The sequence below is a fragment of the Streptomyces lichenis genome, from assembly GCF_023218175.1.
Lineage (GTDB): Bacteria > Actinomycetota > Actinomycetes > Streptomycetales > Streptomycetaceae > Streptomyces > Streptomyces lichenis.
In genome coordinates this window covers 42175-65397 of sequence record NZ_JALPTH010000035.1, presented here as the reverse complement: position 1 = coordinate 65397, position 23223 = coordinate 42175, and the positions used below count along the sequence as shown (strand labels likewise).

The 23223-nt window shown below is 75.9% G+C and carries 19 protein-coding genes; 6 read left to right on the top strand and 13 right to left on the bottom strand.

Annotated elements, in window-relative coordinates; translation table 11 throughout:
* On the top strand, positions 1 to 800 hold an 800-nt coding region (locus M1O15_RS27810), incomplete at its 5' end, for a DUF4139 domain-containing protein (protein WP_248636961.1).
* 2 nt (positions 801 to 802) lie between these two features.
* Positions 803 to 2359 carry a mucoidy inhibitor MuiA family protein gene (locus tag M1O15_RS27805; protein ID WP_248636960.1) on the top strand — a complete coding sequence of 519 codons (1557 nt, stop codon included), beginning with the start codon at positions 803 to 805 and terminating at the stop codon, positions 2357 to 2359.
* 882 nt (positions 2360 to 3241) lie between these two features.
* Here M1O15_RS27805 and M1O15_RS27800 read toward each other — a convergent pair.
* The 11 genes from M1O15_RS27800 to M1O15_RS27750 all read right to left on the bottom strand — a co-directional run bounded on the left by M1O15_RS27800 (position 3242) and on the right by M1O15_RS27750 (position 16139).
* Entirely contained in the window at positions 3242 to 4336 is a 1095-nt protein-coding gene (locus M1O15_RS27800) for a carboxylate-amine ligase (RefSeq protein ID WP_248636959.1), read from the bottom strand.
* Between the two features lie 100 nt (positions 4337 to 4436).
* A complete protein-coding gene (locus tag M1O15_RS27795) occupies positions 4437 to 5333 on the bottom strand; it encodes a glycosyltransferase family 2 protein (RefSeq protein WP_248636958.1) in 897 nt (298 codons plus the stop codon).
* On the bottom strand, positions 5330 to 6307 hold the full coding sequence (locus M1O15_RS27790; protein ID WP_248636957.1) for a glycosyltransferase family 2 protein: 978 nt from the start codon (positions 6305 to 6307) through the stop codon (positions 5330 to 5332). The genes M1O15_RS27795 and M1O15_RS27790 overlap by 4 nt, the downstream gene beginning before the upstream one ends.
* The gene (locus M1O15_RS27785; RefSeq protein WP_372499598.1) at positions 6304 to 7260 is read right to left on the bottom strand and encodes a glycosyltransferase family 9 protein; all 957 of its coding nucleotides are present in this window, start codon (positions 7258 to 7260) and stop codon (positions 6304 to 6306) included. The genes M1O15_RS27790 and M1O15_RS27785 overlap by 4 nt, the downstream gene beginning before the upstream one ends.
* A 278-nt stretch (positions 7261 to 7538) precedes the next feature.
* On the bottom strand, positions 7539 to 8546 hold the full coding sequence (locus M1O15_RS27780; RefSeq protein WP_248636955.1) for a glycosyltransferase family 9 protein: 1008 nt from the start codon (positions 8544 to 8546) through the stop codon (positions 7539 to 7541).
* Complete coding sequence (locus M1O15_RS27775) at positions 8543 to 9136, bottom strand: D-glycero-alpha-D-manno-heptose-1,7-bisphosphate 7-phosphatase (protein ID WP_248636954.1); 594 nt, start codon at positions 9134 to 9136, stop codon at positions 8543 to 8545. Before M1O15_RS27775 ends, M1O15_RS27780 begins: the two co-directional genes overlap by 4 nt.
* Complete coding sequence (locus tag M1O15_RS27770) at positions 9133 to 10134, bottom strand: glycosyltransferase family 2 protein (RefSeq protein ID WP_248636953.1); 1002 nt, start codon at positions 10132 to 10134, stop codon at positions 9133 to 9135. Before M1O15_RS27770 ends, M1O15_RS27775 begins: the two co-directional genes overlap by 4 nt.
* A gap of 187 nt (positions 10135 to 10321) precedes the next feature.
* Positions 10322 to 12448 (bottom strand): alpha/beta fold hydrolase, encoded by a 2127-nt coding sequence (locus M1O15_RS27765; RefSeq protein ID WP_248636952.1) that lies wholly within the window; start codon positions 12446 to 12448, stop codon positions 10322 to 10324.
* On the bottom strand, positions 12421 to 14205 hold the full coding sequence (locus M1O15_RS27760) for an N-acetylglutaminylglutamine amidotransferase (protein ID WP_248636951.1): 1785 nt from the start codon (positions 14203 to 14205) through the stop codon (positions 12421 to 12423). The genes M1O15_RS27765 and M1O15_RS27760 overlap by 28 nt, the downstream gene beginning before the upstream one ends.
* Positions 14193 to 15860: an MFS transporter gene (locus tag M1O15_RS27755; RefSeq protein WP_308282411.1), complete on the bottom strand. Its 1668-nt coding sequence runs from the start codon at positions 15858 to 15860 to the stop codon at positions 14193 to 14195. The genes M1O15_RS27760 and M1O15_RS27755 overlap by 13 nt, the downstream gene beginning before the upstream one ends.
* Before the next feature lie 99 nt (positions 15861 to 15959).
* Entirely contained in the window at positions 15960 to 16139 is a 180-nt protein-coding gene (locus M1O15_RS27750) for a hypothetical protein (protein WP_248636950.1), read from the bottom strand.
* 129 nt (positions 16140 to 16268) lie between these two features.
* Between M1O15_RS27750 and M1O15_RS27745 the strand changes: the two genes are divergently transcribed.
* Positions 16269 to 17234 carry a hypothetical protein gene (locus M1O15_RS27745; RefSeq protein WP_248636949.1) on the top strand — a complete coding sequence of 322 codons (966 nt, stop codon included), beginning with the start codon at positions 16269 to 16271 and terminating at the stop codon, positions 17232 to 17234.
* A 141-nt stretch (positions 17235 to 17375) separates the two neighbouring features.
* Here the strand turns inward: M1O15_RS27745 and M1O15_RS27740 are convergent, their stop codons facing one another.
* Positions 17376 to 18167, bottom strand: coding sequence for an SDR family NAD(P)-dependent oxidoreductase (locus tag M1O15_RS27740; protein ID WP_248636948.1), 792 nt, complete (start codon positions 18165 to 18167; stop codon positions 17376 to 17378).
* 94 nt (positions 18168 to 18261) lie between these two features.
* On the opposite strand from M1O15_RS27740, the gene M1O15_RS27735 reads away from it, so the two are divergent.
* The 3 genes from M1O15_RS27735 (at position 18262) to M1O15_RS27725 (ending at position 22003) form a co-directional block, all read left to right on the top strand.
* Positions 18262 to 19794, top strand: a complete 1533-nt coding sequence (locus M1O15_RS27735) for an MFS transporter (protein ID WP_248636947.1) — start codon at positions 18262 to 18264, stop codon at positions 19792 to 19794.
* 250 nt (positions 19795 to 20044) lie between these two features.
* Complete coding sequence (locus M1O15_RS27730) at positions 20045 to 20458, top strand: SRPBCC family protein (protein ID WP_248636946.1); 414 nt, start codon at positions 20045 to 20047, stop codon at positions 20456 to 20458.
* Positions 20459 to 20536: 78 nt separating this feature from the next.
* On the top strand, positions 20537 to 22003 hold the full coding sequence (locus M1O15_RS27725) for an aminotransferase class I/II-fold pyridoxal phosphate-dependent enzyme (protein WP_248636945.1): 1467 nt from the start codon (positions 20537 to 20539) through the stop codon (positions 22001 to 22003).
* A 36-nt stretch (positions 22004 to 22039) separates the two neighbouring features.
* Here M1O15_RS27725 and M1O15_RS27720 read toward each other — a convergent pair whose 3' ends face one another.
* Positions 22040 to 23206 (bottom strand): spore photoproduct lyase family protein, encoded by a 1167-nt coding sequence (locus tag M1O15_RS27720; RefSeq protein WP_248636944.1) that lies wholly within the window; start codon positions 23204 to 23206, stop codon positions 22040 to 22042.
* Positions 23207 to 23223: the final 17 nt, after the last annotated feature.

Genomic DNA, 23223 nt, shown 5'->3' with positions numbered 1-23223 from the left:
CCCTCGTCCTGAGCGGCCCGCGGGAACCGGGCGAACGCCGGGGCCGCCTCTTCCCCGCCACCGCCGACCTGGTGGCCGACGAGTACCGCCGCCGCGCCGAGGCGGTGACCGCCCTGCCCCTGCCCGGACACGCGGTACGCCCCCGGGAGTCGGCCGGCTCCTTCGACCACCGCTTCGACGCCGCCGCCCGCGCCGACATCCCCTCCGACGGCACCTGGCACACCGTCACCCTCACCACCGTCCCCGTCGGCCTGCGCACCGAGTACCTCACCGTGCCCTCCGCCGAACTGGCCGTCTACGCCACCCTGCTGCTCTCCAACGCCACCGACCAGGCCCTGCTCGCCGGACCGGTCGAGGTCACCCTCGACGACGACCACCTCCTCACCGCGGCCCTCCCCACCCTCGCCCCCGGCGCGGTCCGCCGCCTCGGCCTCGGCCCGGCCGAGGACATCAAGGTCGTCCGCCGCACCACCCTGCGCGAGTCCACCACCGGCCTGCGCAACCACGTCACCGTGCTCGACCACCGGGTCCACGTCGAACTGGCCAACCGCTTCCCCCGGCCCGTCACCGTCGAGGTCCACGAACGCGTACCGGTCACCACCGACCCGGACATCCGCATCGAGGAACACGCCGACTGGACGACGACACCCCCCGAAGCCACCGGCCCCGACCACCACGCCCCCGGCACCCGCGTCTGGCGCCTCGACCTGCCCCCCGGCGCCACCACCGCCCTCGACGGCGGCTACGAGATCCGCATCCCGGCCGGCAAGGCCCTCACCGGCGGCAACCGCAGGAGCTGACCATGTCCCCCGAGCAGCCGACCCCCCTCCCCGTCACCGCCGTCACCTGCCTGGAGGACCGCGCCCACATCGAGCGCACCGCCGCGCTCGACCTGGTCTCCGGCGTCCAGCGCCTGCGCCTCGGCCCGGTCAGCCCCCTCGCCGTCGACCGCAGCCTGCACGCCGAACTCACCGCCGACCACCCCACCCAGGTCCTCGACACCCGCCTCGTCCGCACCTGGACCCCTCGTCCTTCCTCCCCCTCCCCCCACGACTCCGCCCTCCGCCACCGCGTCCACGCCCTCACCCAGGACCGCACCGCCCTCCACCACCAGCGCGACCGCCTGGACGCCCGCCTCGACCTGCTCGGCCGGCTCTCCGCCGACCTCCTCCGCGACATCGCCGAAGGCGCCGGCGCCGGGGAGGCCGACCCGGACCGCTGGACCCGCGAACTGGACCGCCTCGACGCCCAACGCGACACCTGCGCCGAACAGGCCCGCACCGTACGGGCCCGCCTCACCACCCTCGACACCGAACTCGACGAGGCCCGCCAGGCCCTGCGCCTCGCCGAGGACGAACCCCTCGAACTCACCGCCCACATCGAGCTCACCGTCGAATCCGCCACCACCGGCCCGGCCCGCCTGCGCCTCACTCACCTCACCCCCTGCGCCCTCTGGCGCCCCGCCTACCGGGCCACCCTCCACGGAGACCGGCTCACCCTCGAAACCGACGCCATGGTCTGGCAGCGCACCGACGAGGACTGGTCCGGCATCCACCTCACCCTCTCCACCGCCCGCTCCGCCTCGGCCACCGAGCCCCCGCGCCTCCACGAGGACCGCCTCACCCTCCAGGACCGCCCCGCCGCCGAGCGCCGCACCGTCGACGTCGAACTCCGCGAGGAGGACACCGCGACCCTGGGCCCCACCCCGGTCCTCGGACTTCCCGGCGTGGACGACGGCGGCGAGACCCGAACCCTCCGCCCCACCGCCCCCGTCTCCCTCCCCGCCGACGGCCGCGCCCACCGCGTCCCGCTCACCACGTCCACCGCCCCCGCCCGCCTGGAGCTCGTCTGCGCCCCCGAGCTGTCCCCGGTGGTCACCCGGGTGGCGCGCTCCGAGAACCTGTCCGGCCACGCGCTGCTCGCCGGCCCGGTGGACCTGGTCCTCGGCGGCGGCTACGCGGGCCGCGCCACCCTGGACTTCACCGCCCCCGGCGCTCCCCTCGAACTGTCCTTCGGCAGCCGCGACGACTACCGGGTGGTCCGCCAGGCCGAGGAGACCCGAGGCACCTCGGGGCTCACCCAGCGCACCGTGATCACCCGCACGGTCCGCCTCCACCTCTCCCGGTTCTCCGCGCCCGGTGAGGACGACGACCGCGTCATCGTGGTCCGGGAACGGGTCCCGGTCTCCGAGCACGCCTCCGTGGAGACCCGCCTCCGCGAAGAGGCCTGCGCCCCCGCGCCGGACGCCGTCGACCCCGAAGGCATCGCCCACTGGACCGTCGCCCTCCCTCCGGGCGGCCACCGCACGCTCACCCTGGTCCACGAGGTCTCAGCCGCCGCCAAGGTCATCGGCCTATGAGTGGACGGCTTGCGCCGTCGTTGCCCGGGTCAGCCTGGTGGCCTCGCTGACGCGTCTGCGTCTGCGCTTGGTTTCGGTCCGGTGGCGGTGTGCGGGTCCGGTGGGTGTGCACTCTGCCCGGTGGGTGGGGGGCGGGGCACTCCGGGCTCACGTGCTCGCCGCTCGCGCTCACCGTTCGACGGTCAATCTCACCGCCTCATTACGCTCGGCGGCTGCGCGCGCGACCCTGCGTACCCCACCCAACGTCCGGAGGGCGAGTGCACCCCCGGTGGCACGACCCCGGCCGATGGCCGGGACAAGGCCAGCGCATCGGTGCGCGCCGCAGGCCCCGGCCCGGAGATCGTCAGCCACCGTGACGAGGGCAGTCGCCCTCATGGCCGGCCGACCCGTACGAGACGGCCCGGGTCAGCGGCCCAGGGGGCCCCGGACGCAGCCCCTGACGGGGGTACGGGGCCGGAGCCCGGTGGGGCCGTATGCCCCGCCGGGCATTAGCGTCCGACTGGTGCGGGCCCTCGACCCGGGAAGGGGAGCCCGCGGCCGGCCGGGCGGGGCGCCGTAGGAGACGGTGGGGGCCGTCGGCCTGGGGGTCATCAGCCACGGCGAGAGGGGTCAGTCGGCCGCCGGTCGGGTGGGGGTACGCAGGGTCGCGCGCGGAGCGGCCGAGCGTAATGTGGCGGTCGCTTGAGCGTCGAACGGTCAGCGCGAGCCGCGAGCACGTGAGCCCGGAGTGCCCACGCCCCCACCCACCGCAGAGCGGACCCGACCACCGGACCGGTGAAAGGCCACCAGACCGGAACCAAGCACAGACCCACCCGCGTCAGCGAGGCCACCGGGCAGCAGCCCGGCCCGGACACCGGCGGAGCCAGCCGCGGCCGCAGACCGCTACGGCGCCACCGTCTCGCCCGTCAGGAGTTCCGCCAGCGCCTCACGCCCGCCCTCGGCCAGCACCCGGCTCTGCTGGTCGGCCGACGTCCCCTGCTGGAGCAGCCGGTGCACCAGCGCCGAGACCTCCCGGGCGTCACCCGACTCCTCCAGCGCGGGCATCAGATGGCCGAGCAGCATCGCCAGCACGTCCCCCGCCTGGCGGGCCGTACCGCCGGGGTCGATCAGCTGCCCGCTCAGTCCGTGCCGGGCCGCGTGCCAGTTGGCCGCCTGGAGCAGCTCAGGCGTGCACTCGGGCACCCGCGCGCCCGCCTTCTCCTCGCGGATCGCGGTGGCGATCAGGGCCCGCACCAGCCCGGCGAACATCACCGCGCTGTCGGCCCGCAGCTGTACGTCGGCGCAGCGCACCTCGACCGTCGGGTACTTGTCGGAGAGCCTAGCCTGCCAGTAGAGCTGCCCGGTGTCGGTGATGATCCCGGTGTCCAGCAGGTTGCGGACCCGGCGCTCATGGTCGGCCAGCGAGGCGAACGCGGGAGGCGGGCCGCTCACCGGCCAGCGGCCGAAGACGACCGTGCGCCAGCTGGCGAACCCGGTGTCCTTGCCGTCCCACAGCGGCGAGTTGGACGACATGGCGACCAGTACCGGCAGCCACACCCGGATGCGGCTCAATACCGCCACGCCCATCTCGCGGTCCGGCACTGCCGCGTGTACGTGCATGCCGTTGACCAGCTGCTCCGCCACCAGTTGCGGGGCCTGGGAGCGCATGGCCAGATAGCGCGCCTTGGGCGTGACCGGCACCGGCGCGGGCTCACGGAAGGGCGCGGTGGCGCAGGCGGCGATCCGGCAGCCGTTGCGTTCGGCGGCCGCCCCCAGCGCATGGCGCAGCCGCAGCAGATGGCCACCGACCTCCTCCAGGTCGGTGCAGACCGGGGTGGCGACCTCGACCTGGGCCTGCAGGAGCTCGGACTGCACTTCGGAGGCGCCGACGATGGGTTCCAGACCGGCGTCCGCCCGCACCTCGTCGGCGAGCGGTACGGGGAGACAGGTCGCCGGATCGAGCAGCAGGTACTCTTCCTCGACCCCGATGGTGATCATGAGGTGCGGGTACCCCCCGACGCCCTTCCGAACCGATACGGAATGCGCCGGAAACCCGCACGCAACCCACCCGGACGACGACGGAATCCGGCCCCGACCGTCACCCCACGTAGCGCCGGGCCGTGGACGTCCGCTGGGACTCGACGAGCGCGCCGAGCCGGGCCTCCACCGCGGGCGGCACCACCCTCCGCTCCCGCAGGACCCAGGGGAGCCCTGCCATCGCCAGCCCGAAGGCCCGCACCGAGGCCAGGTCGCGCGGCACCGTGCGGACCAGGTGCAGGGTCCGGCGGAGGGCGGGCCGCAGCGGGCGGCGCAGCCAGACGAACCAGAGGGTGTTGCGCAGCCCGTGCATCCGCCGCAGCGTCGGGTCGCGCGCCTCGGACGGGGCGTGGTGCACGGTCAGGGACTCCGCGTAGACCAGCCACCACCCCGCCGTGGCCAGGTCGGTGGCGAGCAGCTCCTCCTCACCGCCCAGCCACAGCCGCTCGCTGAACCCGCCGGCCTCCCGGAACGCGTCCGTCCGCATGACCGTGGCGGCCGCCAGGAAGGAGCCGAGGGCGGGGCCGGGCAGCCAGTCGGGGCCCTGGACGGGGGAGTCCCGCAGCTCCGCGACGATGGGGTCCTCCCGGCCGCCCGGTTCCACCAGGATGCGGGCGGTGACGGCGGCCAGTCCCCGGTGCCGGTCCAGCAGGTCGGCCGCGGCCGCCAGCGAGCCCGGCTCCCACCAGGAGTCGTCGTCGCAGAAGGCCACGTACGCGCTGGTGACCTCCCGTACCGCCAGGTTGCGGCCGACCGCGCCGAGGTTCCGGCCGGGTGTGAGCAGGGTGACCGACGGGTGCAGCGCGGTGACCGCCGTCGCGGTCCCGTCGGCCGAAGCGTTGTCGGTCACGATCACCCGGGGGCGTTCCGGCAGTTCGGCCAGCCGGTCCAGGGTGTGCAGCAGCTCGTCGCGGCGGTTGTGGGTGATGACGATGACGGTGACCCGAGGGTCGCTCATGGCGCGGCCCCTTCGCCGGGCACCGCGGACCCGTCGCCCGCCGGGAGGCGGCGTACCGGATGCGGCCCCGCCCCGAGGCCCGCCTCCGGATCCAGCGCGCGGGCCAGCGCCTCCGCCTCGGCCGGGAGCCGCCGCCGGTCCCGCAGCACGACCGGCAGCCGGAGCACCAGCCCGCCGAGCGCGGCCCGGGCCGCCGGGTCCCGGCGCGCGTCGGCGGCCAGCGCGCCGGTACGGCGCAGGGCCAGGGCCAGCGGGCGGCGCAGCCAGGTGGTGAGCACCGCGTTGCGCCGCATCGCCACGCGGCGCCCGGGCCGCTCCCCGCCGCCGGAGGGGGCGTGCACCGCCACCACCTCGGGGCTGTGGCACACCCCCCAGCCCCGGGCCACCAGGTCGTAGGCGAGCAGGGTCTCCTCGCCACCGACGAACAGCGCCGGGTGGTAGCCGCCCGCCGCCAGGAACGCCTCCCGGCGGGCCACCGCGGCACAGGCCAGGAAGCCGAGCACCCGGGGCCCCGGCAGATCGTCCACCCGGCCCAGCGGCGAGGCGGCCAGCACCGCGTTGAGCGGGTCCTCGGCGCCGTCCGGCGCCACCGTCACCCGGGCCGCGAGCAGCGCGAGCCGGTCGTGGCGGTCCAGCAGGTCGGCGGCCCGGCCGAGTGCGCCCGGCTCCCACCAGGAGTCGTCGTCGCTGAACGCCACATAGGGCGTCTCGGCATGCCGTACGCCGAGCGTGCGGCCCGCCGCGCCGAGGTTGCCGCCCGAGGCCAGCACCGTCACCCCCGGGTGGTGGCGGGCCACCGCGTCCGCCGTGCCGTCCGTCGAGGCGTTGTCCACCACGACGACCGGCGGCCGCTCGGGCAGCGCGGTGAGCAGGCCCAGGGTGCGCAGCAGCGCGTCCCGGCGGTTGTGGGTGAGCACCACGACCGTGGTGCGCGGATCGGGCGTACTCGATACGTCAACAGGCCGACCGATCACGGGCGCACCACCTCCGGGTGCTCGTCCAGCGCCTTCAGTACGTCCTCGGGGCGGAGGCGCAGCAGCCGCGGGTCCGGGTCCTGCCCATGCGGGTCGCCGGACGGCTCCCCGGGCGGCCCCGGCCGCCACAGGGCGATATGCCGGGTCCCCGGCGGCGGCCCCCATCGGCGCGGCGAGACCGGCCCGAAGAGGGTCACCGACGGGGTGCCGTAGGCCACCGCGAGGTGCGCGATCCCGGTGTCGCCGCTCACCACGGCCGCCGCCCCGGCGGACAGGGCGGCCAGTTCCGGGTACGGCAGCCCGCCCGCGTACACCAGGGGGCGCGGGCCCGGTGGCAGCGCGGAGACCACGCGGCCCAGCAGCCCGTCCTCACCGGGCCCGCCGGTCAGCGCCACCCGGTGGCCGCGCCGCAGCAGCTCACCGGCGACGGCCGCGTACCGCTCGGCGGGCCACCGCCGGGAGCCGGCGTCCGCGCCGGGGTGCAGCACGACGGCCCCGGGAGCGGGCGACGGCCCGGCCGGCGGGGCCAGCCGCAGATCGCCGGGGTCGGCGGCGACCCCGTGGAAGCCCAGCAGCCGGCACCAGCGCTCCCGCTCGTGCTCGTCGGCCCGCCACTCCGGGCCGGTGATCGCCGGGGTGCCCGGGTGGGCGAACGCCCACAGCCGGCGGGGTCGCAGCCGGGCGAGCAGCAGATGGCTGGAGGGGCCGCTGCCGTGCAGGTCCACCGCCAGCTCGGGTGGGGGACCGGTCCAGTCCAACCGGGTCGGCACCGCCCGCCCGGGCGCCGAGGCGGGCAGCAGCCGGTCCACCGCCCCGCTCGCCGCCACCGGTCCGGCCAGCGCCTCCGGACCGGCGAGCACGATCTCCCACCCCGGGAAGGCCCGCCGCAGTCCCCGCAACGCGGGCACCCCGGCCAGCAGATCGCCCAGCCCCAGCGCCCGCAGCACCAGCACCCGAGACCGCCCTCCACCACCCGCACCCACCCCTCCCCCCGCCGCAGCCGTCCCAGCCCGCCCCGCACCCTGCGCCCGGCCCGTACCACTCTCCGCACCCGATGCCCCGCCCCCGTCCGGCGCTCCAGCCTCGCCCGGCGTCCCACCCGCACCCGGCACCCAACCCCCGCCCGGCGCCCCCGGCGCCCCCCGCGGCTCCTCACCCCCGACGGTCGGGGCCCCGACGGCCCGTGCCCCGGCCCCCGCGGCCGCAGGCCGCCCCGCCGCAGGCCGCCCCCTCACCGTCCCGCTCCGAGCAGCTTCTCCACCGCCGCGACGACGTCCTCGGCGGTCACCCCGTCCAGGCAGGGGTGCCCGGGCACCGGGCACTGGCGGGCGCGGGTGCCGGCGCAGGGCGCGTCCTGGTCGCCGAGCAGGACGTGCGGCACGCCGTAGGGGCCCCAGCGCTCGGCGGGGACCACGGGGGAGAAGAGCGAGACCACCGGGGTGCCGACGGCGGCCGCCAGATGGGCGGGGCCCGTGTTGCCGGTGACCACCGCGCCCGCCCCGGCGAGGACCGCGGCCAGTTCGGGCGGTCCGGTGCGACCGCCCAGGTCGAGCCCGTCCCGGCCCGCCACCAGCGCGGTGGTCTCCCGCTCACCGGGCCCGCCGGTGACCACCACCCGGTGTCCGGCCGCCGTCAGCAGGCGTACCGCCTGGGCGGAGCGTTCCGGACTCCAGCGGCGGGCCGGGACGCTGGCCCCGGGATGCACCACGACATACGAGCCGGGGCCGGTCAGCTCCGGCGCCCCGGCGGCGTGCCGGACCCGCAGCCGGCCGTCGTCACCCGGCGGGCGCGGGAACCCGGCCGCCTCGGCCAGGTCGAGCCCCGCCTCGGCCTCATGGGCGTGCGGGGTCCGCTGATGGCGGACGTCCAGCAGCGCCCCGGGCGCGTCCACGCTGTCCGCGGCGACATGCGGCACCCCGGCCATCCGCAGCAGCAGGGCGGCGGGCAGCGGGCTCTGGTGGAAGGAGGTGAGCACCAGGGCCGCGTCCAGCCGGGCCGCCGTGAGCCGGTCCACCAGCCGATTCACCTCCGCCCGGTCCACCGGGGGCGGGTCGAAGCCTACCCAGGGGGCCTCCCACACCAGCACCTCGTCCACCCCGGGCAGCAGCCGGGCGGCCGGCGCGCCGAGCGGCCCGCAGAGCATGGACACCCGGTCCGCCCGGTGCGCGGCGGCGCGCACCGCGGGCCCGGCGAGCAGTACGTCGCCGAAGCTGTCCAGCCGGACCACCAGCACCCTCACGGCCGGGTCCGCCCCTCCGCGTACGCCACCGGCCCCGTATCGGCCGACGGCCCGGCGTGGGACAGGGCGAGCCGTACCGCCTCCACCAGGTCCCGGCAGACCGCCGGCGCCGCGGCCACCTCCGCCGGGAGGGTCCGCGCGGTCGGCACCAGCACGGCCCGCGCCCCCGCCGCCCGGGCCGCCTCCACATCCGCCCCGATGTCGCCGATCACCACACAGGCCTCGGCCGGCACCCCCAGCCGGCGGGCCGCCTCCACCACCAGTCCGGGCGCGGGCTTGCGGCAGCCGCAGCCGTCCTCGGGGGAGTGCGGGCAGTACACCCAGGCGCCGAACGGCCCCAGCAGCGCGTCCACCCGGGCGTTCACCGCCCGTACCCGGGCGTGGCTGAGCAGCCCCCGGCCGATGCCGGACTGGTTGGACACCACCCCGCAGCCCAGCCCCCGGGCGCGCACCAGCGCCACCGCCTCGCGCGCCCCCGGCATGGGCCGCACCAGCGCCGGGTCGCCGTTGTAGGGGACGTCCGCCACCAGCGTGTCGTCCCGGTCGAAGAGCACCGCCCGCACCGGGGGCCGCCCCTCGGCCCCGGTCACCACGTGCCCTCCCAGGCCGGCGCCGCCCGGTGCCGCCACCGTCCGCTGAGCCGGTGCCAGGTGGCGGCGGCCGGGATCAGCGCGCTGGTCAGCAGCATGGTGGCCACCTCGTCGGCGGTACGCGGTCCCGGCGCGATCCTGGCCCGGGCGAACTCGCCCGTCCCCAGCGCCCACACCGCCGCGGCCAGCAGCGCGGCCCGCCGCTGCCCGGCGCCGGCCAGCACCAGCGCGCCCAGGCCGGCCGCGCTGAGCGCCGCGTGGCGCCGGATCCGGCCGCGCGGCGCCGCCGCCCGCTCCCACCAGTCCCGGCCGTGCAGCCGGGCCATCAGCGCGTCGTCGGCGTTCCCGCGCTGCACCCGCAGCGACACCCAGCGGTCCGCGGGCCGCACCGGATGCTCGGTGCGCCGCTCACCGCGGACGATCCGCCAGCCCGCGTCCACCACCCGCAGGGCCAGATCGGCGTCCTCCCGGAAGGCCCTCGGGAACCGCTCGTCGAAGCCGCCGACCGCCCGCAGCGCCTCGGTGCGGTACGCCATGTCCGCGGTCGCCCACAGCGCCCCGGCCAGCCCGGCGGTGTTGCGCTCCCAGTCGGTGGGCGGCCGCCCGGTGGGCAGCGGCACCTCCAGCACGCCCTGCACCCCGCCGGTGTCCGCGCCCGCCTCGGCCAGGTCGCGGGCCAGCTGCTCGCGCCAGTGCGCGGTGACCCGTACGTCGTCGTCCAGGAGCACGGTCCACGGCTCCTCGACCACCCTCGTTCCGGTGTTGCGGGCGGCGGCCGGGCCCCGGCCCCCGCTGCGCAGCACGACGGCCCGGTCCGCCAGCGGGCCCAGCGCGGCGAGCGGCAGCGGGCTGCCGGGCGCACCGGGGCGGTCGTCCACCAGCACGATCCGGCTGGGCTCCGGCCCCGAGCAGGTCGCCAGCGCGCGGAGGCAGTCGGCGAGGCAGGGCCGCCCGATGGTGGGGACGACGACGGCGTACGAGGCGAGCGGGGGGTGCATCGTCGGCGCCTCCTGGTGCGGACCGGGTGCTGACCGTACGGCTGCGGTTCCGGTACGGAAAGCGGCCGTGCGGTCACTGTAGGCAGCCCCGGTCCGCTCTGCACCCGGGCCCGAGGGCCGCCGCCCGGCCGGGGCCGGCCGCCGTCGGCGTCACCCTCCGGGCCCCGGAGCCGTCCCGCCCGCGCCCTCAGCCCAGATACCGCTCCAGCCAGTCCCCGGCCCTCCGGCGGAAGCGCCGCCGGTTGTCGGCGCGCCGGAACTCATGGCCCTCCTCGCGCAGGACCAGCAGCTCGGCGGCGTGCCCGCGCTCCCGGGCGGCGCGCACGAACTGTTCGGACTCGCCCGGCGGGACGTTGGTGTCGTGCTCGCCGTGCACCGCCAGCAGCGGCACCCGCAGCGCGTCCACCCGGCTCATCGGCGACAGCGACCGCAGCAGTTCGCGGTCCCGCTCGGGGTGGCCGTACTTGTGTGCGGCGGACTCGGCGATCCACGGCTCCGTCCCGGCGAAGAAGGTCTCCAGGTCGGACATCCCGCACACCGCCACCCCGGTCCGGAACAGCTCCGGGTGCCAGACCAGCGAGGCCATCGTCAGATAGCCGCCATAGGAGTGCCCCATCACCGCCACCCGCGCCGGGTCGGCCAGTCCGGCCAGCACCACATGGGCCACGCAGTCCGCCACGTCCGAGAGGGCGGCGAACCGCCCGGTGCCGAGGTCGGCGTCCGTGAAGGACCGGCCGTACCCCGAGGAGCCGCGCACGTCGGGCGCGAAGACGTCCAAGCCACGCCCCAGCAGCTCGTGGTAGAGCGAGGAGAACACCGGCCGCTCCTGGTCCTCCGGGCCGCCGTGCAGATGGACCACACAGGGCGCCGGACGGTCGCCGTCCCGCCCCGGCGCCCGGTAGTACCAGCCGCCCAGGCCCAGCCCGTCCCGGGCCACCGGGCTCAGCGCCACCGGCCGCACCGGAGGCGCCGCGCCCGGCGGTACGGCGTCCTCGTCCCGCGAGGACCAGGCCGTCCGTACCGGCGCGGCGCCGCCCGGCAGCCACCACACCCCGGTCCGGCGCTGCGACCCGGCGAGCGCCAGCACCGCGCCGCCCGGTCCGGCCGCGGCGATCCGCACCACCACCTCGTGCGCCAGCTCCACCTCCCGGCCGCCGCCCGCGACGGGTTCCCCGACTCCGGCCCGCCCGGCCTGCGGCTCCAGCAGCCGCAGCTCGCTCACCCCCCGTACGTTCCAGGCCAGCACCGCCGTCCCGCCGTCCCCGGCGAAGGCCAGCAGCTCCAGGTCGCAGTCCGCCCGCTCGGCGGCCACCGAGGACCCGGTGTACCGGCCCTCCTGATCCAGCCGGACCGCCAGCAGGGCGGCGAACTCCCGCTCGTGGTCGCTGCGCAGCCACAGCGTGGAGCCGTCGGGGGAGAACCGGCCGATCCACGGGTCGCCGTCGGCCACCCGCAGCACACAGCCGGCGCCCCGGTCGGCGGTGCGCACCACCACCGCCTCCCGCCGCCCGCGCGGACCGCGCCGCACCAGCGCGAACCGGCCGTCCCGGCTGAGGTCGCAGACCCGCAGCGTGGCGGCGCCGCGCTCGGCGGCCAGCAGTACGGGGGAGCGGACACCGTCCGGATCGACCAGATAGGCGCCCAGCCGGTCCCGTCCGCCGTCCCCGCCCTCGGCCCCGTCCTCCGCGAACGGATCCCGGTCGCGCCCCCCGTCCTCGACTCCGGCCCCGGCCCAGCCCTCCGCGAACGGGTCCCGGACGCCGTCCGGGGCCGTCTCCTCCAGGGCCCCGAGGCCCGGACCGTCCTGGCGGCCGGCGTCGGAGAGCAGGCGGGCCGCCCCGCCGGGGGGCAGCGCCACCGTGACGGCGACCGCCGAGCCGTCCGGCGCCCAGCAGCCGAGGTAGGCCGAGCTGTCCGGCTCGGCGCCCGCCACGATCCGCCGGCCGGTGCCGTCCGGGCGCACGCACAGCACCCGGGTCAGCTCACCGCCGCCGGGCGCCACCGTGTACGCGATCCAGCGGCCGTCCGGTGACCAGGCCACCTCGGTCACCGGATCGGGCCCGGAGTCGAGCAGCCGCAGCCCGTCCGTGCCATCGGGCTCCCGGTCGCCGGACGCGGGGCCGGTCCACAGCTGGGGCACCCCGGTCCGGTCGCAGACGAAGGCGATGCGCTCGCCCGCCGGATCCGCCGAGGGATACCAGCAGGCGTGCGCGGTGAGCGGACGGGGGGTGTCGCGTCCGCCGGGCGCGTCCGCCAGCGGGACGGCCGCCGGAGCGGCCGCCCAGGTCAGCTGATCCCGTGTGTCTGCAGCCATATCTCCAGGAGCGCCACCTGCCACAGGGCGTTCGCCCCGCGGCGGGTGCGGTGGTCGTCGGGGGCGGACAGCAGCTCGGCCACGTACTCCTCGCGGAACACGCCGCGTGCCCGGGCCTCGGGCGCCGACAGCGCCTCCCGCACCCGGTCCAGCACGGGCCCGGCCATATGGCGGATCGCCGGCACCGGGAAGTAGCCCTTGGGTCGGTCCACCACCTCGCGCGGCAGCACCTTGCGCCCGGCGTCCTTCAGCACGCCCTTGCCGCCCTGGGCCAGCTTGAACTCCGGCGGGCAGGCCGCCGCCAGCTCGACCAGCTCGTGGTCCAGGAACGGGACCCGGGCCTCCAGACCCCAGTCCATGGTCATGTTGTCCACCCGCTTGACCGGGTCGTCGACCAGCATGACGTGGGTGTCCAGCCGCAGCGCCGCGTCCAGCGCGGTCTCGGCGCCCGGCGCGGCCATGTGCTCCCGTACGAAGTCGGACGCCACGTCCCGGTCCGGCAGCAGCTCCGGCCGCAGCACCCGGGCCAGGTCGGCGTGCGAGCGGTCGAAGTACACCTCGGCGTACCGCTCCGGCTCCCCCGCGCGGGGGACGTCCGCCAGGTCGGGGTACCAGTAGTAGCCGGCGAACACCTCGTCGGCGCCCTGCCCGCTCTGCACCACGCTGACCTCCTTGGAGACCAGCTCGGACAGGAGGTGGAAGGCGACCACGTCATGGCTGACCATCGGCTCGCTCATCGCCGCGACCGCCCCGTCCAGCGCGGTGGACACCCGGTCGGAGGGGACCAGCAGCTGGTGGTGGTCGGTGCCGAACCGCTCGGCCACCAGGTCCGAGTAGGCGAACTCGTCGCCCTCCTCACCGCCCTCGGACTCGAACCCGACACTGAAGGTCGCCAGGTCCCGCTGCCCCTCCTCGGCGAGCAGCGCCACGATCAGCGAGGAGTCCAGGCCACCGGAGAGCAGCACCCCGACCGGCACATCGGCGACCATCCGCCGCCGCACCGCCGTGCGCAGCCGGTCCAGCACCGCGTCCCGCCACTCCTCGGCGCCCATCCCGGCGTGCTCCGGGCGGCGGGTGTACGAGGGCCCCCAGTAGCGGTGGTCGCGGTGGGTGCCGTCCGGCTCGATCACCCGCACGGTCGCCGGCGGCAGCTTGCGTACGCCGTTGAGTACCGTGCGCGGCGCGGCCACCGTGGCGTGCCAGCTCAGGTACTGGTGCAGCGCCACCGGGTCCAGCGAGGTGTCCACCCCGCCGCCGGCCAGCAGCGCGGGCAGCGAGGAGGCGAACCGCAGCCGGCCGGGCTCCTGCGAGAGGTACAGCGGCTTGATGCCGAGCCGGTCCCGGCCCAGCACCAGCCGCCCCGACTCGTGCTCCACGATGGCGAAGACGAACATCCCGGCGAACCGCTCCACGCAGTCCGTGCCCCACTCGCGGTACGCCTTGAGCACCACCTCGGTGTCGGAGGTGGAGAAGAACCGGTGCCCGAGCCCGCGCAGCTCCTCGCGCAGCTCCTGGTAGTTGTAGACGCAGCCGTTGAAGACCCCGGTCAGTCCGGCCGCCGCGTCGGTCATCGGCTGGGCGCCGCTCTCCGACAGGTCGATGATCTTCAGCCGGCGGTGGCCCAGCGCCACCGCGCCCTGCGACCAGATGCCCCGGCCGTCCGGCCCGCGGGCCGCCAGCCGGTCCGTCATCCGCTCCACGGCCGCCACATCCGGGCGGGCCCCGTCGAAGCGGATCTCACCGCTCACACCGCACACGGCGCACCTCCCGGACACCGCCGAGCTCCCGGTATGCCGCCCGCGCGCGGCACGGTTCCCGGCGCGGACCGCTCCGGGACCCCGTGCTCCTCTCCGACCTCACCTGCATCGATGGCCACAGCTCCTCCAAGACGGGAAGCGGGCGCCCGGCCGGTCATCTCCCCGGCGGTACTCGGCAACCCGCTCCCGTGTGCGAGTGCCCGCGTGATCGCCGGGCATGCCCACCGTCCGCCACCCCGGGCCGGGGCAGGGCCACCGGGAGAGACGCCCGGGGCACATCGGGAGGGATATCGGGAGGGTTGCCAGGGGCGGGCCGCCGCGGTCCCGGCCGCGTCCGGCGGACCGGCGGCGGCGCCCCGGCCCCCCTCCGCCCAGTGGACCGGACCGGTAGCGGCATTCCGGCCCTCCGCCCAGCGGACTGCCGGGCCCATGGCCAGCCCCGCTGCCAGCAGCAGTCCGCCCAGCGCCAACCAGCCCGGCCCGCCCCAGCCCAGCACCAGCGCGGTCAGCACCACCGGCCCGGCCATCCGGGCCACCGGCACCCCGATCCCGAAGAAACCCTGGTACTGGCCCTGCCGTCCGGCCGGAGCCAGGTCGAAGGCGATCTGCCAGGCGCCCGCCGACTGCCGCATCTCGCCCCACACCAGCAGTACCGCCCCGGCCACCAGCAGCGCGGTCACCACCCACACCGGCCCGTCCACCACCCCGGTCAGTGCGAACACCGCGCAGGAGGCGAGCATCCCGGCCCCGCCCCAGCGCACCGTGCGCACCGCGCTCTCCAGCCCCCGCACCCGGGCCGCGGTGCGCACCTGGAAGAGCATCACCCCGCCGGTGTTGAGCACCATCAGCGCCGCGACCGTCCAGCCGGGGGCGCCGGTGCGCTCGGCCACCCACAGCGGCAGGGCCAGGCTGATCAGCGGCATCCGCAGCAGCATCACCGTGTGCAGGAGAGTGACCAGGGCGTACGGGCGGTCCCGGAGCACGCCCAGTCGTGGCTCGGCCGCCCCGGACCGCTCCGGTGGGGCGGGCACGGCCGCGGGCAGCCGCCCCAGCAGCACCGCGCAGCCGGCGAACGCCACCGCGTCCACCGCGAGGACGGAGAGGTACGCGGCGGGGGTGGCGATCTGCAGGGCCACCGCGCCCACCAGCGCCCCCGCGCCGATGCCCGCGTTGGCGGTCGACTGGAGGCGGGCCAGCACCCCGGTCCGCTCGGCCGCCGGGACCAGCGCGGCCAGCAGCGACTGCCGGGCCGCGGCCAGCCCGCACTGGGCCGCGGCGTAGCCGCAGACCGCGAGGAGGAAGAGGGGGTAGGTGCGGACCAGCAGCAGGGCGGCCACCGCGGTACCGGTGGCCGCGGCCAGGGCGACGGCGACCCCGCGCGCGCCGCGCCGGTCGGCGAGGTGGCCGATCGGCACCCCCGCCGGTGCGCCGATCGCCCAGGCCAGGGTCAGCCCGAGACCGATCTCGGTCGCGCTGAGGCCGACGACCCGGGCGAAGTAGAGCGCCGAGCAGACGTAGTAGGCGCCGTCGCCCACCGAGTTGACCAACTGGGCGAGGGCGAGGCCCCGGGCGGGCCCGGCGGCGGGGAGCAGGCGGTGGCGCACCGAGGTCTCCTGGAGGTCGGTCGTCGGGAGAGCGGCGAGCGTGACGTGCACTCGCCAGCCTCGGCCAACCTAGGAGCGGGCGGCCCACTCACTCTGGTCCATTGCGGCCCTGCCCGGCTGGGCCAATCGCCAGGGTGGCCCACGCCCCCCTCAGCCGTGCCGCGGTGCGTCCCCGCCCGGTTGCGGCGCCTCCTCGTCGGCGATCCGCTCGCCCTCCGCCTGGGAGGGCGTGGAGCGGTCCACGTCGGGGTGCTCGCCGCCCTCCGGATCCCGCTCGCCTTCGGCCTGCGACGGGGTCGAGTAGCCCCAGAAGTCCGCCGGCTCGCTCATCGCCGCACCTCCATTCGTACGGTCGTCCCTGCCCGTGGCCGCCGGGTACCCTCCGGCCTCGGGCCGAACCCGGCACCGTTTCCCGCCACGGGGCCGTGGGGGATGCTCCACGCGGGGAGGTGGTCGCCCATGGCCGGCGAAGGGCAGCGGCGGGTACTCATCGAGGTGGGCAGGCTGACGTGCTATCCGGAACCGCTGGGGCGGACCGGCTACTCGTACCACCCGGTCGGGCACTCCAGGAGCGGCATGCTCGGCTGGAACGCCGTCTGGGGCACCCCGGCCGAGGAGGCCGAGTGGCGGGCGGTGGGGGAGCGGTTCTCGCGCGCGGTACACGCCGCGGAGGACGCCTACCGGTCGTACACCCGCCGCCGGACGGTCCGTCATCTGCCGGGCGCGCGGCGCCGCAGGGAGCGGGCGGCGGAGCTCTTCCGCGCCGCCCTGGCGGACGCCGAGGAGGGATACGCGCCGGTACGCGAGGAGATCGGGCGCCGCCTGGCCGCGGGCGCCGAGGAGGCGCGGCGGGAGCGCGAGGAGGAGGCCCGCCGCTGGGAGGCCGAGCGGGCCGAGCGGGAGGCGTTGCGCGCGGCCGCCCACGCCCGGCACGCCCGGTACCACGCACTCGCGAGCCGCCGGGTGTGGGGCTGGGCGGTCGACGGCGACGGGGCGGCCGTCCTGGTCTACCGCGGCGATCTGCCCGCCGGACCTCCGCCGCCGGAGGCCGCCCCCCGGTCGGCGGAGCCGCTGACGGTGTACGGGCTGGAGGAGGAGTTGCTGGCGCTCGGCGACGAGGGCCTCACCACCCTGCGCTGGGACCTGGCGACCCGGGAGAGCGTGATGGCGGAGTGCTCGGTCCCCGGGGACCCGGTGGCGTTCGAGGAGTGGTGGGCCGCCGTCACCCGCCGCCGCTGGCGCTCCTCCGCCGAGGTGCCGCCCAGGCCACCCGGGCGCCCCCGCTCCGGCACCGCCCGGGGACCCGGGAGCCAGGGCCACTCAGGGAGCGACTACGGCGGCGTCGGCGACTCCGGCAGCGGTTACGGCGACTCCGGCGGCGGTTACGGCGGCGGCTTCAGCGGCGGGGGGTTCGGCAGCTTCTGACTCCCGGGCCCCGCGACCCGCGCCCCGCCGCCGGTGTCCTCACCCCCGCGCCCCGGCGGCCCGACGCGGTTGTCCTCACCCCGCGTCCCGCCGCTCGCTGCCGCTGTCCCCACCCTTCGTCAAGGCCCGCCGCCGGCGTCCTCACTCCTCGTCCGGCTCGGCCATCCTCCGGTGCCCCGCCGCCTTCAGCCGGTCGGGCAGCACCTTGGCGGCCAGCCCCTGGGCCTTGGTCTTCACCGAGCCGGCCACCACCTTGTCCCGGCCGCGCATCAGCGCCTCGAACCCCTCCTTCGCCACCTGGGCGTCGTCGTCCTTCTGCTGCTTGCCGACGGGTGTGCCGTCCATCCCGGCGCGGTGGAAGAACTCGGTCTCGGTCGGACCCGGCATCAGCGAGGTGACCGTGACCCCGGTGTCCTTCAGCTCGTCCTGGAGCGCTTGGGCGAAGGACTGGAGGAAGGACTTGGAGGCGTTGTAGACCGCCTGGAACGAGCCCGGCATGGTCGAGGCGATGGACGAGGTGATCAGCACCCGGCCCTCGTCGGCGTCCACCATGTCCGGCAGCAGCCGCCGGGCCAGATGGACGGTCGAGGTGATGTTGAGGTCGATGACCCGGGCCGCGTCGGCGAGTTCCTGGTCCAGGAAGGCGCCGCCCTGCCCGACGCCCGCGTTGAGCGCGGCCGCGGCGATCGGGCGGTGGGTGGCGCCGATCGCGGCGTACAACCGCTCCACCCCGTCGTAGACGGCGAGGTCCGCCCGGACCGCCGTGACCTGCGCCCCGAGCGCGCGCAGCTCCGCCACCGCGCCGTCCAGCTCCGCGTCCTCGGCGCAGACCACCAGGTCGAACCCGTTCCCGGCGAACCGCTTGGCGAGTTCGCGGCCGATCCCGCTGGAGGCTCCGGTCACCACGGCCAGCGGCTTCACTGTGTCGTTCATGCGCGCCGGGTACCCCCGCCGTACGGCCCATGCCCCGTTTCGCGGGAATCGCCGCCGGGTACCCGCCGCCCGCCACTACACCCCGGAGGTGACCATGAGCGAGCTCGGCCAGTCGGTGGACGGGACCGTCACCACGAAAGTCCCCGCGAGATTGGACCGGCTGCCGTGGTCGCGGTGGCACTGGATGATCGTGATCGGTCTGGGCACCGTCTGGATCCTGGACGGGCTCGAGGTCACCATCGTCGGCAACATGGCCAGCCGGCTGTCCGAGGAGGGCAGCGGTCTGGACATCTCCAGCGCCCAGGTGACCGGCCTGGCCGCCGCGCTCTATGTGGCCGGCGCCTGCACCGGGGCGCTGTTCTTCGGCTGGCTCACCGACAGGTTCGGCCGCAAGAAGCTGTTCCTGGTCACCCTGGCCGTGTATCTGGCAGCCACCGCGATGACCGCGCTGTCCTTCTCCACCTGGTGGTTCTTCCTCTTCCGCTTCTTCACCGGCTTCGGCATCGGCGGCGAGTACGCGGCGATCAACTCCGCCATCGACGAGCTGATCCCCAGCAAGTACCGGGGGCGGGTCGACCTGATCATCAACGGCAGCTACTGGCTCGGCGCGGTCGGCGGCGCGCTGCTCTCCGTCGTCGCGCTCAACACCGACTTCCTGCCCATCGACATCGGCTGGCGGGTCTCCTTCGCCTTGGGCGTCGTGCTCGGCCTGGTGATCCTGGTGGTGCGGCGGCATGTGCCGGAGAGCCCCCGCTGGATGTTCATCCACGGCAGGGAGGAGGAGGCCGAGAAGCTGGTCGGGGACGTGGAGCGGGAGGTGGAGCGCGAGCTCGGTCGGCCGCTGCCCGAGGCCGGGAAGGCCATCACCATCAAGCAGCGGCACAGCGTCGGCTTCGTCACCATCGCCAAGACGCTGTTCCGCGCCTACCCCAAGCGCGCCGTGCTCGGTCTGGCGCTCTTCATCGGGCAGGCCTTCCTCTACAACGCGATCACCTTCGGGTTCGGCGCCATCCTGGTGACCTTCTTCGACGTCGGCACCGGCTCCACCGGCTACTTCTTCGCCGTGATCGCGCTGGGCAACTTCTTCGGCCCGCTGCTGCTCGGCCGGCTCTTCGACACCTGGGGCCGCCGCCCCATGATCGCCGGCACCTATCTGCTCTCCGGCGCCCTGCTCTTCGTCACGGCCTGGATGTTCGGCCAGGGCTGGCTGACCGCGACCACCATGACGGCCTGCTGGTGCGTGGTGCTCTTCTTCGCCTCGGCGGGCGCCAGCTCCGCCTATCTGACCGTCAGCGAGATCTTCCCGATGGAGACCCGGGCGATGGCCATCGCCTTCTTCTACGCGGTGGGCACCGCGGCCGGCGGTATCTCCGGTCCGCTGATCTTCTCCGAGCTGACCGAGAGCGGGAACCCCGGGGACACCGTGCTCGCCTTCTGCATCGGAGCCGCGCTGATGGTGGCCGGAGGACTGGTCGCGGTGTTCTTCGCGGTCGCCGCCGAGGGCCGGTCGCTGGAGGACATCGCCACCCCGCTCTCCGCGCAGGCCGCGGCCGAGCAGTCCGGTGGCGGAAGTCCGGCCGCCCGGGGCCCGGCGTCCGGCCCCACGCCGCCCGCCTCGCCGGTGTGACGGGAACCGCACCCCCCGAGGTGGCCTGAATCCCTCCAGGTGGTTTACTGTTCATACATCGAACGGGTGGAGATACCGGGATATCCGGTGAGACCTCCCCGTTCCTCACAGACTGCCCCGGCTGGTTCCCCCGTCCAGCCGGGGCTTTCCCTTTCCCGGGCTCCGCTCGCGGCCACCGCTTCGTTTCCCGCCCGGCGGGCACTCGTCACCGGCCACTCCCTACGACCGAGCGAGCGAAGGGGCCGATCCCATGACGGAGTACGAGCGCACCCGCACCATGCCCGCCCTGCCCGAGCACGTCTTCGACCAGGCCGCCAACGTCGACCAGCTCGACACCTGGCTCCCCGGCGAGCTGCACGTACGGGGCGGGGAGCCGCCCGCCGTCACCGTCCACGAGGACCGTACCGACGAGGACACCGCCGCCCTGCTGCGCGCCCGCAAGGACCAGCTGCGCCTGGAGTGGGGCACCCGCGAGCAGGGCAGTTACGCGGGCTGGCTCCAGGTCGCCGGGCTGGACAGCGCCACCAGCGAGGTCACCGTGCACCTCTCCTTCTTCGACGAGAGCCACGACCCCGGGGAGAGCTCCGTGCACCGCTCGCTGGACCGCAGCCTGGAGCGGCTGGAGGACCAGGTCCGGATGCGCGTGGACAACGCCGCGGGCTGACCTGCCACCAGGCCGCCCCCCCCGCACGCCCGCCCGGCGCGCCGTTTCCGTACCGTTCCGCCGGGCACCGGAGGAGCCATGGACCACTCGCAGGCACCCGTACTGGAAGCACTGGCCGCCTACCACGAGGAGCGGCAGACGCCCTTCACCCCGCCCGGCCACAAGCAGGGGCGGGGCGCCGACCCCCGGGTCTGGGCGGTGCTCGGGGACGCCGTCTTCCGCTCGGACGTGCTGGCCACCAGCGGCCTGGACGACCGCCGCTCCTCCCGGCGGGTGCTGGAGCGGGCCCAGGAGCTGATGGCCGACGCGGTGGGTGCCGAGCACACCTTCTTCTCCACCTGCGGCAGCTCCCTGTCGGTCAAGGCGGCCATGCTGTCGGTGGCCGGACCGCACGAGAAGCTGCTGGTCGGCCGGGACGCCCACAAGTCGGTGGTCTCCGGGCTCGTACTGGCCGGGATCGTGCCGGTGTGGGTGGACCCGCAGTGGGACGCCGAGCGCCACCTCGCCCATCCGCCCTCCGCTGACGCCTTCCGCGCCGCGCTGGCCGAGCACCCCGACGCCCGGGGCGCGCTGGTCACCACCCCCACCCCCTACGGCACCTGCTCGGACCTGGCCGCCATCGCCGAGGCCTGCCACGAGCACGGGGTGCCGCTGATCGTGGACGAGGCCTGGGGCGCGCATCTGCCGTTCCACCCGGAACTGCCCACCTGGGCGATGGACGCGGGCGCCGACGTCTGCGTCACCTCGGTCCACAAGATGGGCTCCGGCCTGGAGCAGGGCTCCGTCTTCCACCTCCAGGGCGATCTGATCCGCCCCGAGGTGCTGAAGAACCGCGAGGACCTGCTCGGCACCACCAGCCCCTCGGTCCTGATCTACGCGGGGCTGGACGGCTGGCGCCGCCAGATGGCCGAGCACGGCCGCGCCCTCTTCGACGACGCGCTCACCCTCGCCAAGGACGTCCGCACCCGGATCGCCGCCGTGGAGGGGCTGCACGTGCACGGCCGGGAGGACTTCTGCGGCCCGGGCCGCGCGGCCGACCTCGACCCGCTCCAGGTCATCGTGGACGTCACCGGGCTGGGCACCACCGGCTACGCGGTCGCCGACTGGATCCGCGAGCACCACCGGGTCAATCTGCACCTGTCCGACCACCGGCGCAGCAGCGCCCAGCTCACCCACGCCGACAACCCCGACACCGCGGACATCCTGGTCGCGGCGCTGACGGACGCCGCCCGGCACGCGGACCGGCTGCGGCCGGCCCCGCGGGTGGAGGTGCCCGACCCGCCCGCGCTCCGGCTGGAGCAGGTCCTGCTGCCGCGCGACGCCTTCTTCGGCCGGACCGAGCAGGTCCCCTGGCAGAAGGCGGTCGGCCGGGTCAGCGCGGAGATGCTCACGCCCTACCCGCCGGGCATCCCGGCCGCCCTGCCCGGTGAGCGGCTGAACGCCGAGGTGCTGGAGTACCTGCGCAGCGGGGTGGAGGCCGGCATGGTCGTCCCCGACGCCGCCGACACCGAGGTCACCAGCATCCGGGTCAGCACCGAGGACTGACCCGCGCCGCCCGGCGGGCACCTGCCAGGGCCCGGCTCAGAACGCGTACCGCACCCGCAGCCAGGGCGCGTGCTCCGCGACCAGCTCCGTCAGCCGCTCCACACCCGCCCGCTTCACCTCGTTGCGGTAGCGGACGTTCAGCGCGCCGTTCTCCGAGCGCTTGGCCTGCTGGAGGTCCGGGCGCCACAGCGCGTCCTCGGCTTTCGGGTGCCAGCGCAGATTGACCTCGTGCAGCTCCCGGTTGTGCGTCAGCATGATCACCTCGGCCGCCGCCTGCGCCTTCACCGCCGGCGGCAGCTCGTCGTCCAGCCGGCGCAGCAGCTCGGCCCAGTCCGCCTCCCACCCCGGGCGGAGCACCACGGGGGAGAGGTTGAAGTGGACCTCGTACCCCGCCTCCAGGAAGTCCCCGGCGGCGGCGATCCGCTCCGCCACCGGGCTGGTCCGCACATCCAGCAGCCGCGAGTCGCCGGGCGGCATCAGGGAGAAGCGCACCCGGGCGGACCCGCGCGGGTCCAGGTCGAGCAGGTCCCGGTTGACGTACTTGGTCGCGAAGGAGGCCATGGCCGTCGGCCAGGCCCGGAAGGCGCGCACCAGGTCGGCGGTGTTGTCGCTGATCAGCGCGTCCACCGAGCAGTCGCCGTTCTCCCCGATGTCGTACACCCAGCGCCGGGGGTCGCACTGGTTGGGCTCCTCCTTGGGGCCCAGCGAGGCGATGTGCCGCTCCAGGGCTCCGGTGATGTCCCCGATGTTGGTGAAGACGGTGATCGGGTTGGCGTACCCCTTGCGCCGGGGCACATAGCAGTAGGCGCAGGACATCGCGCAGCCGTTGGACGCCCCCGGCGCGATCCAGTCCGCCGAGCGCCCGTTGGGCCGTACGGTCAGCGACTTGCGCACCCCCAGCACCAGCGTCTGCCGCTTGACCCGCACCCAGCGCTCCGCGTTGCCCTCGTTGCCGTGCAGCTGCGGGATGTTCCAGTGCGAGCCGACCTCGATCAGCCGGGCCCCGGGGAAGCGGGCGATGACCTGCCGGCCGCGCGGGGACAGCGCCGCCGCCGGTTCGGCGTGGATCTCCCGTACGTCCAGCAGCCCCGCCCCGGCCGGCCGCGCCCCGGCCCCGGCGGCGTCCGCCGGGGCACCACCGCCGTCGTCGTCCAGCAGCTCGGCCAGACCGAAGAGGGCGTCCGGCTCGGTGTCAGGGTCCATCACTCCAGGATCGCACC

Coding starts and splice junctions, on each gene's coding strand:
- M1O15_RS27805 (WP_248636960.1), top strand. CDS start 803: ATGTCCCCCGAGCAGCCGACCCCCCTCCCCGTCACCGCCGTCACCTGC.
- M1O15_RS27800 (WP_248636959.1), bottom strand. CDS start 4,336: ATGATCACCATCGGGGTCGAGGAAGAGTACCTGCTGCTCGATCCGGCG.
- M1O15_RS27795 (WP_248636958.1), bottom strand. CDS start 5,333: ATGAGCGACCCTCGGGTCACCGTCATCGTCATCACCCACAACCGCCGC.
- M1O15_RS27770 (WP_248636953.1), bottom strand. CDS start 10,134: ATGCACCCCCCGCTCGCCTCGTACGCCGTCGTCGTCCCCACCATCGGG.
- M1O15_RS27765 (WP_248636952.1), bottom strand. CDS start 12,448: ATGGCTGCAGACACACGGGATCAGCTGACCTGGGCGGCCGCTCCGGCG.
- M1O15_RS27750 (WP_248636950.1), bottom strand. CDS start 16,139: ATGAGCGAGCCGGCGGACTTCTGGGGCTACTCGACCCCGTCGCAGGCC.
- M1O15_RS27745 (WP_248636949.1), top strand. CDS start 16,269: ATGGCCGGCGAAGGGCAGCGGCGGGTACTCATCGAGGTGGGCAGGCTG.
- M1O15_RS27740 (WP_248636948.1), bottom strand. CDS start 18,167: ATGAACGACACAGTGAAGCCGCTGGCCGTGGTGACCGGAGCCTCCAGC.
- M1O15_RS27735 (WP_248636947.1), top strand. CDS start 18,262: ATGAGCGAGCTCGGCCAGTCGGTGGACGGGACCGTCACCACGAAAGTC.
- M1O15_RS27730 (WP_248636946.1), top strand. CDS start 20,045: ATGACGGAGTACGAGCGCACCCGCACCATGCCCGCCCTGCCCGAGCAC.
- M1O15_RS27725 (WP_248636945.1), top strand. CDS start 20,537: ATGGACCACTCGCAGGCACCCGTACTGGAAGCACTGGCCGCCTACCAC.
- M1O15_RS27720 (WP_248636944.1), bottom strand. CDS start 23,206: ATGGACCCTGACACCGAGCCGGACGCCCTCTTCGGTCTGGCCGAGCTG.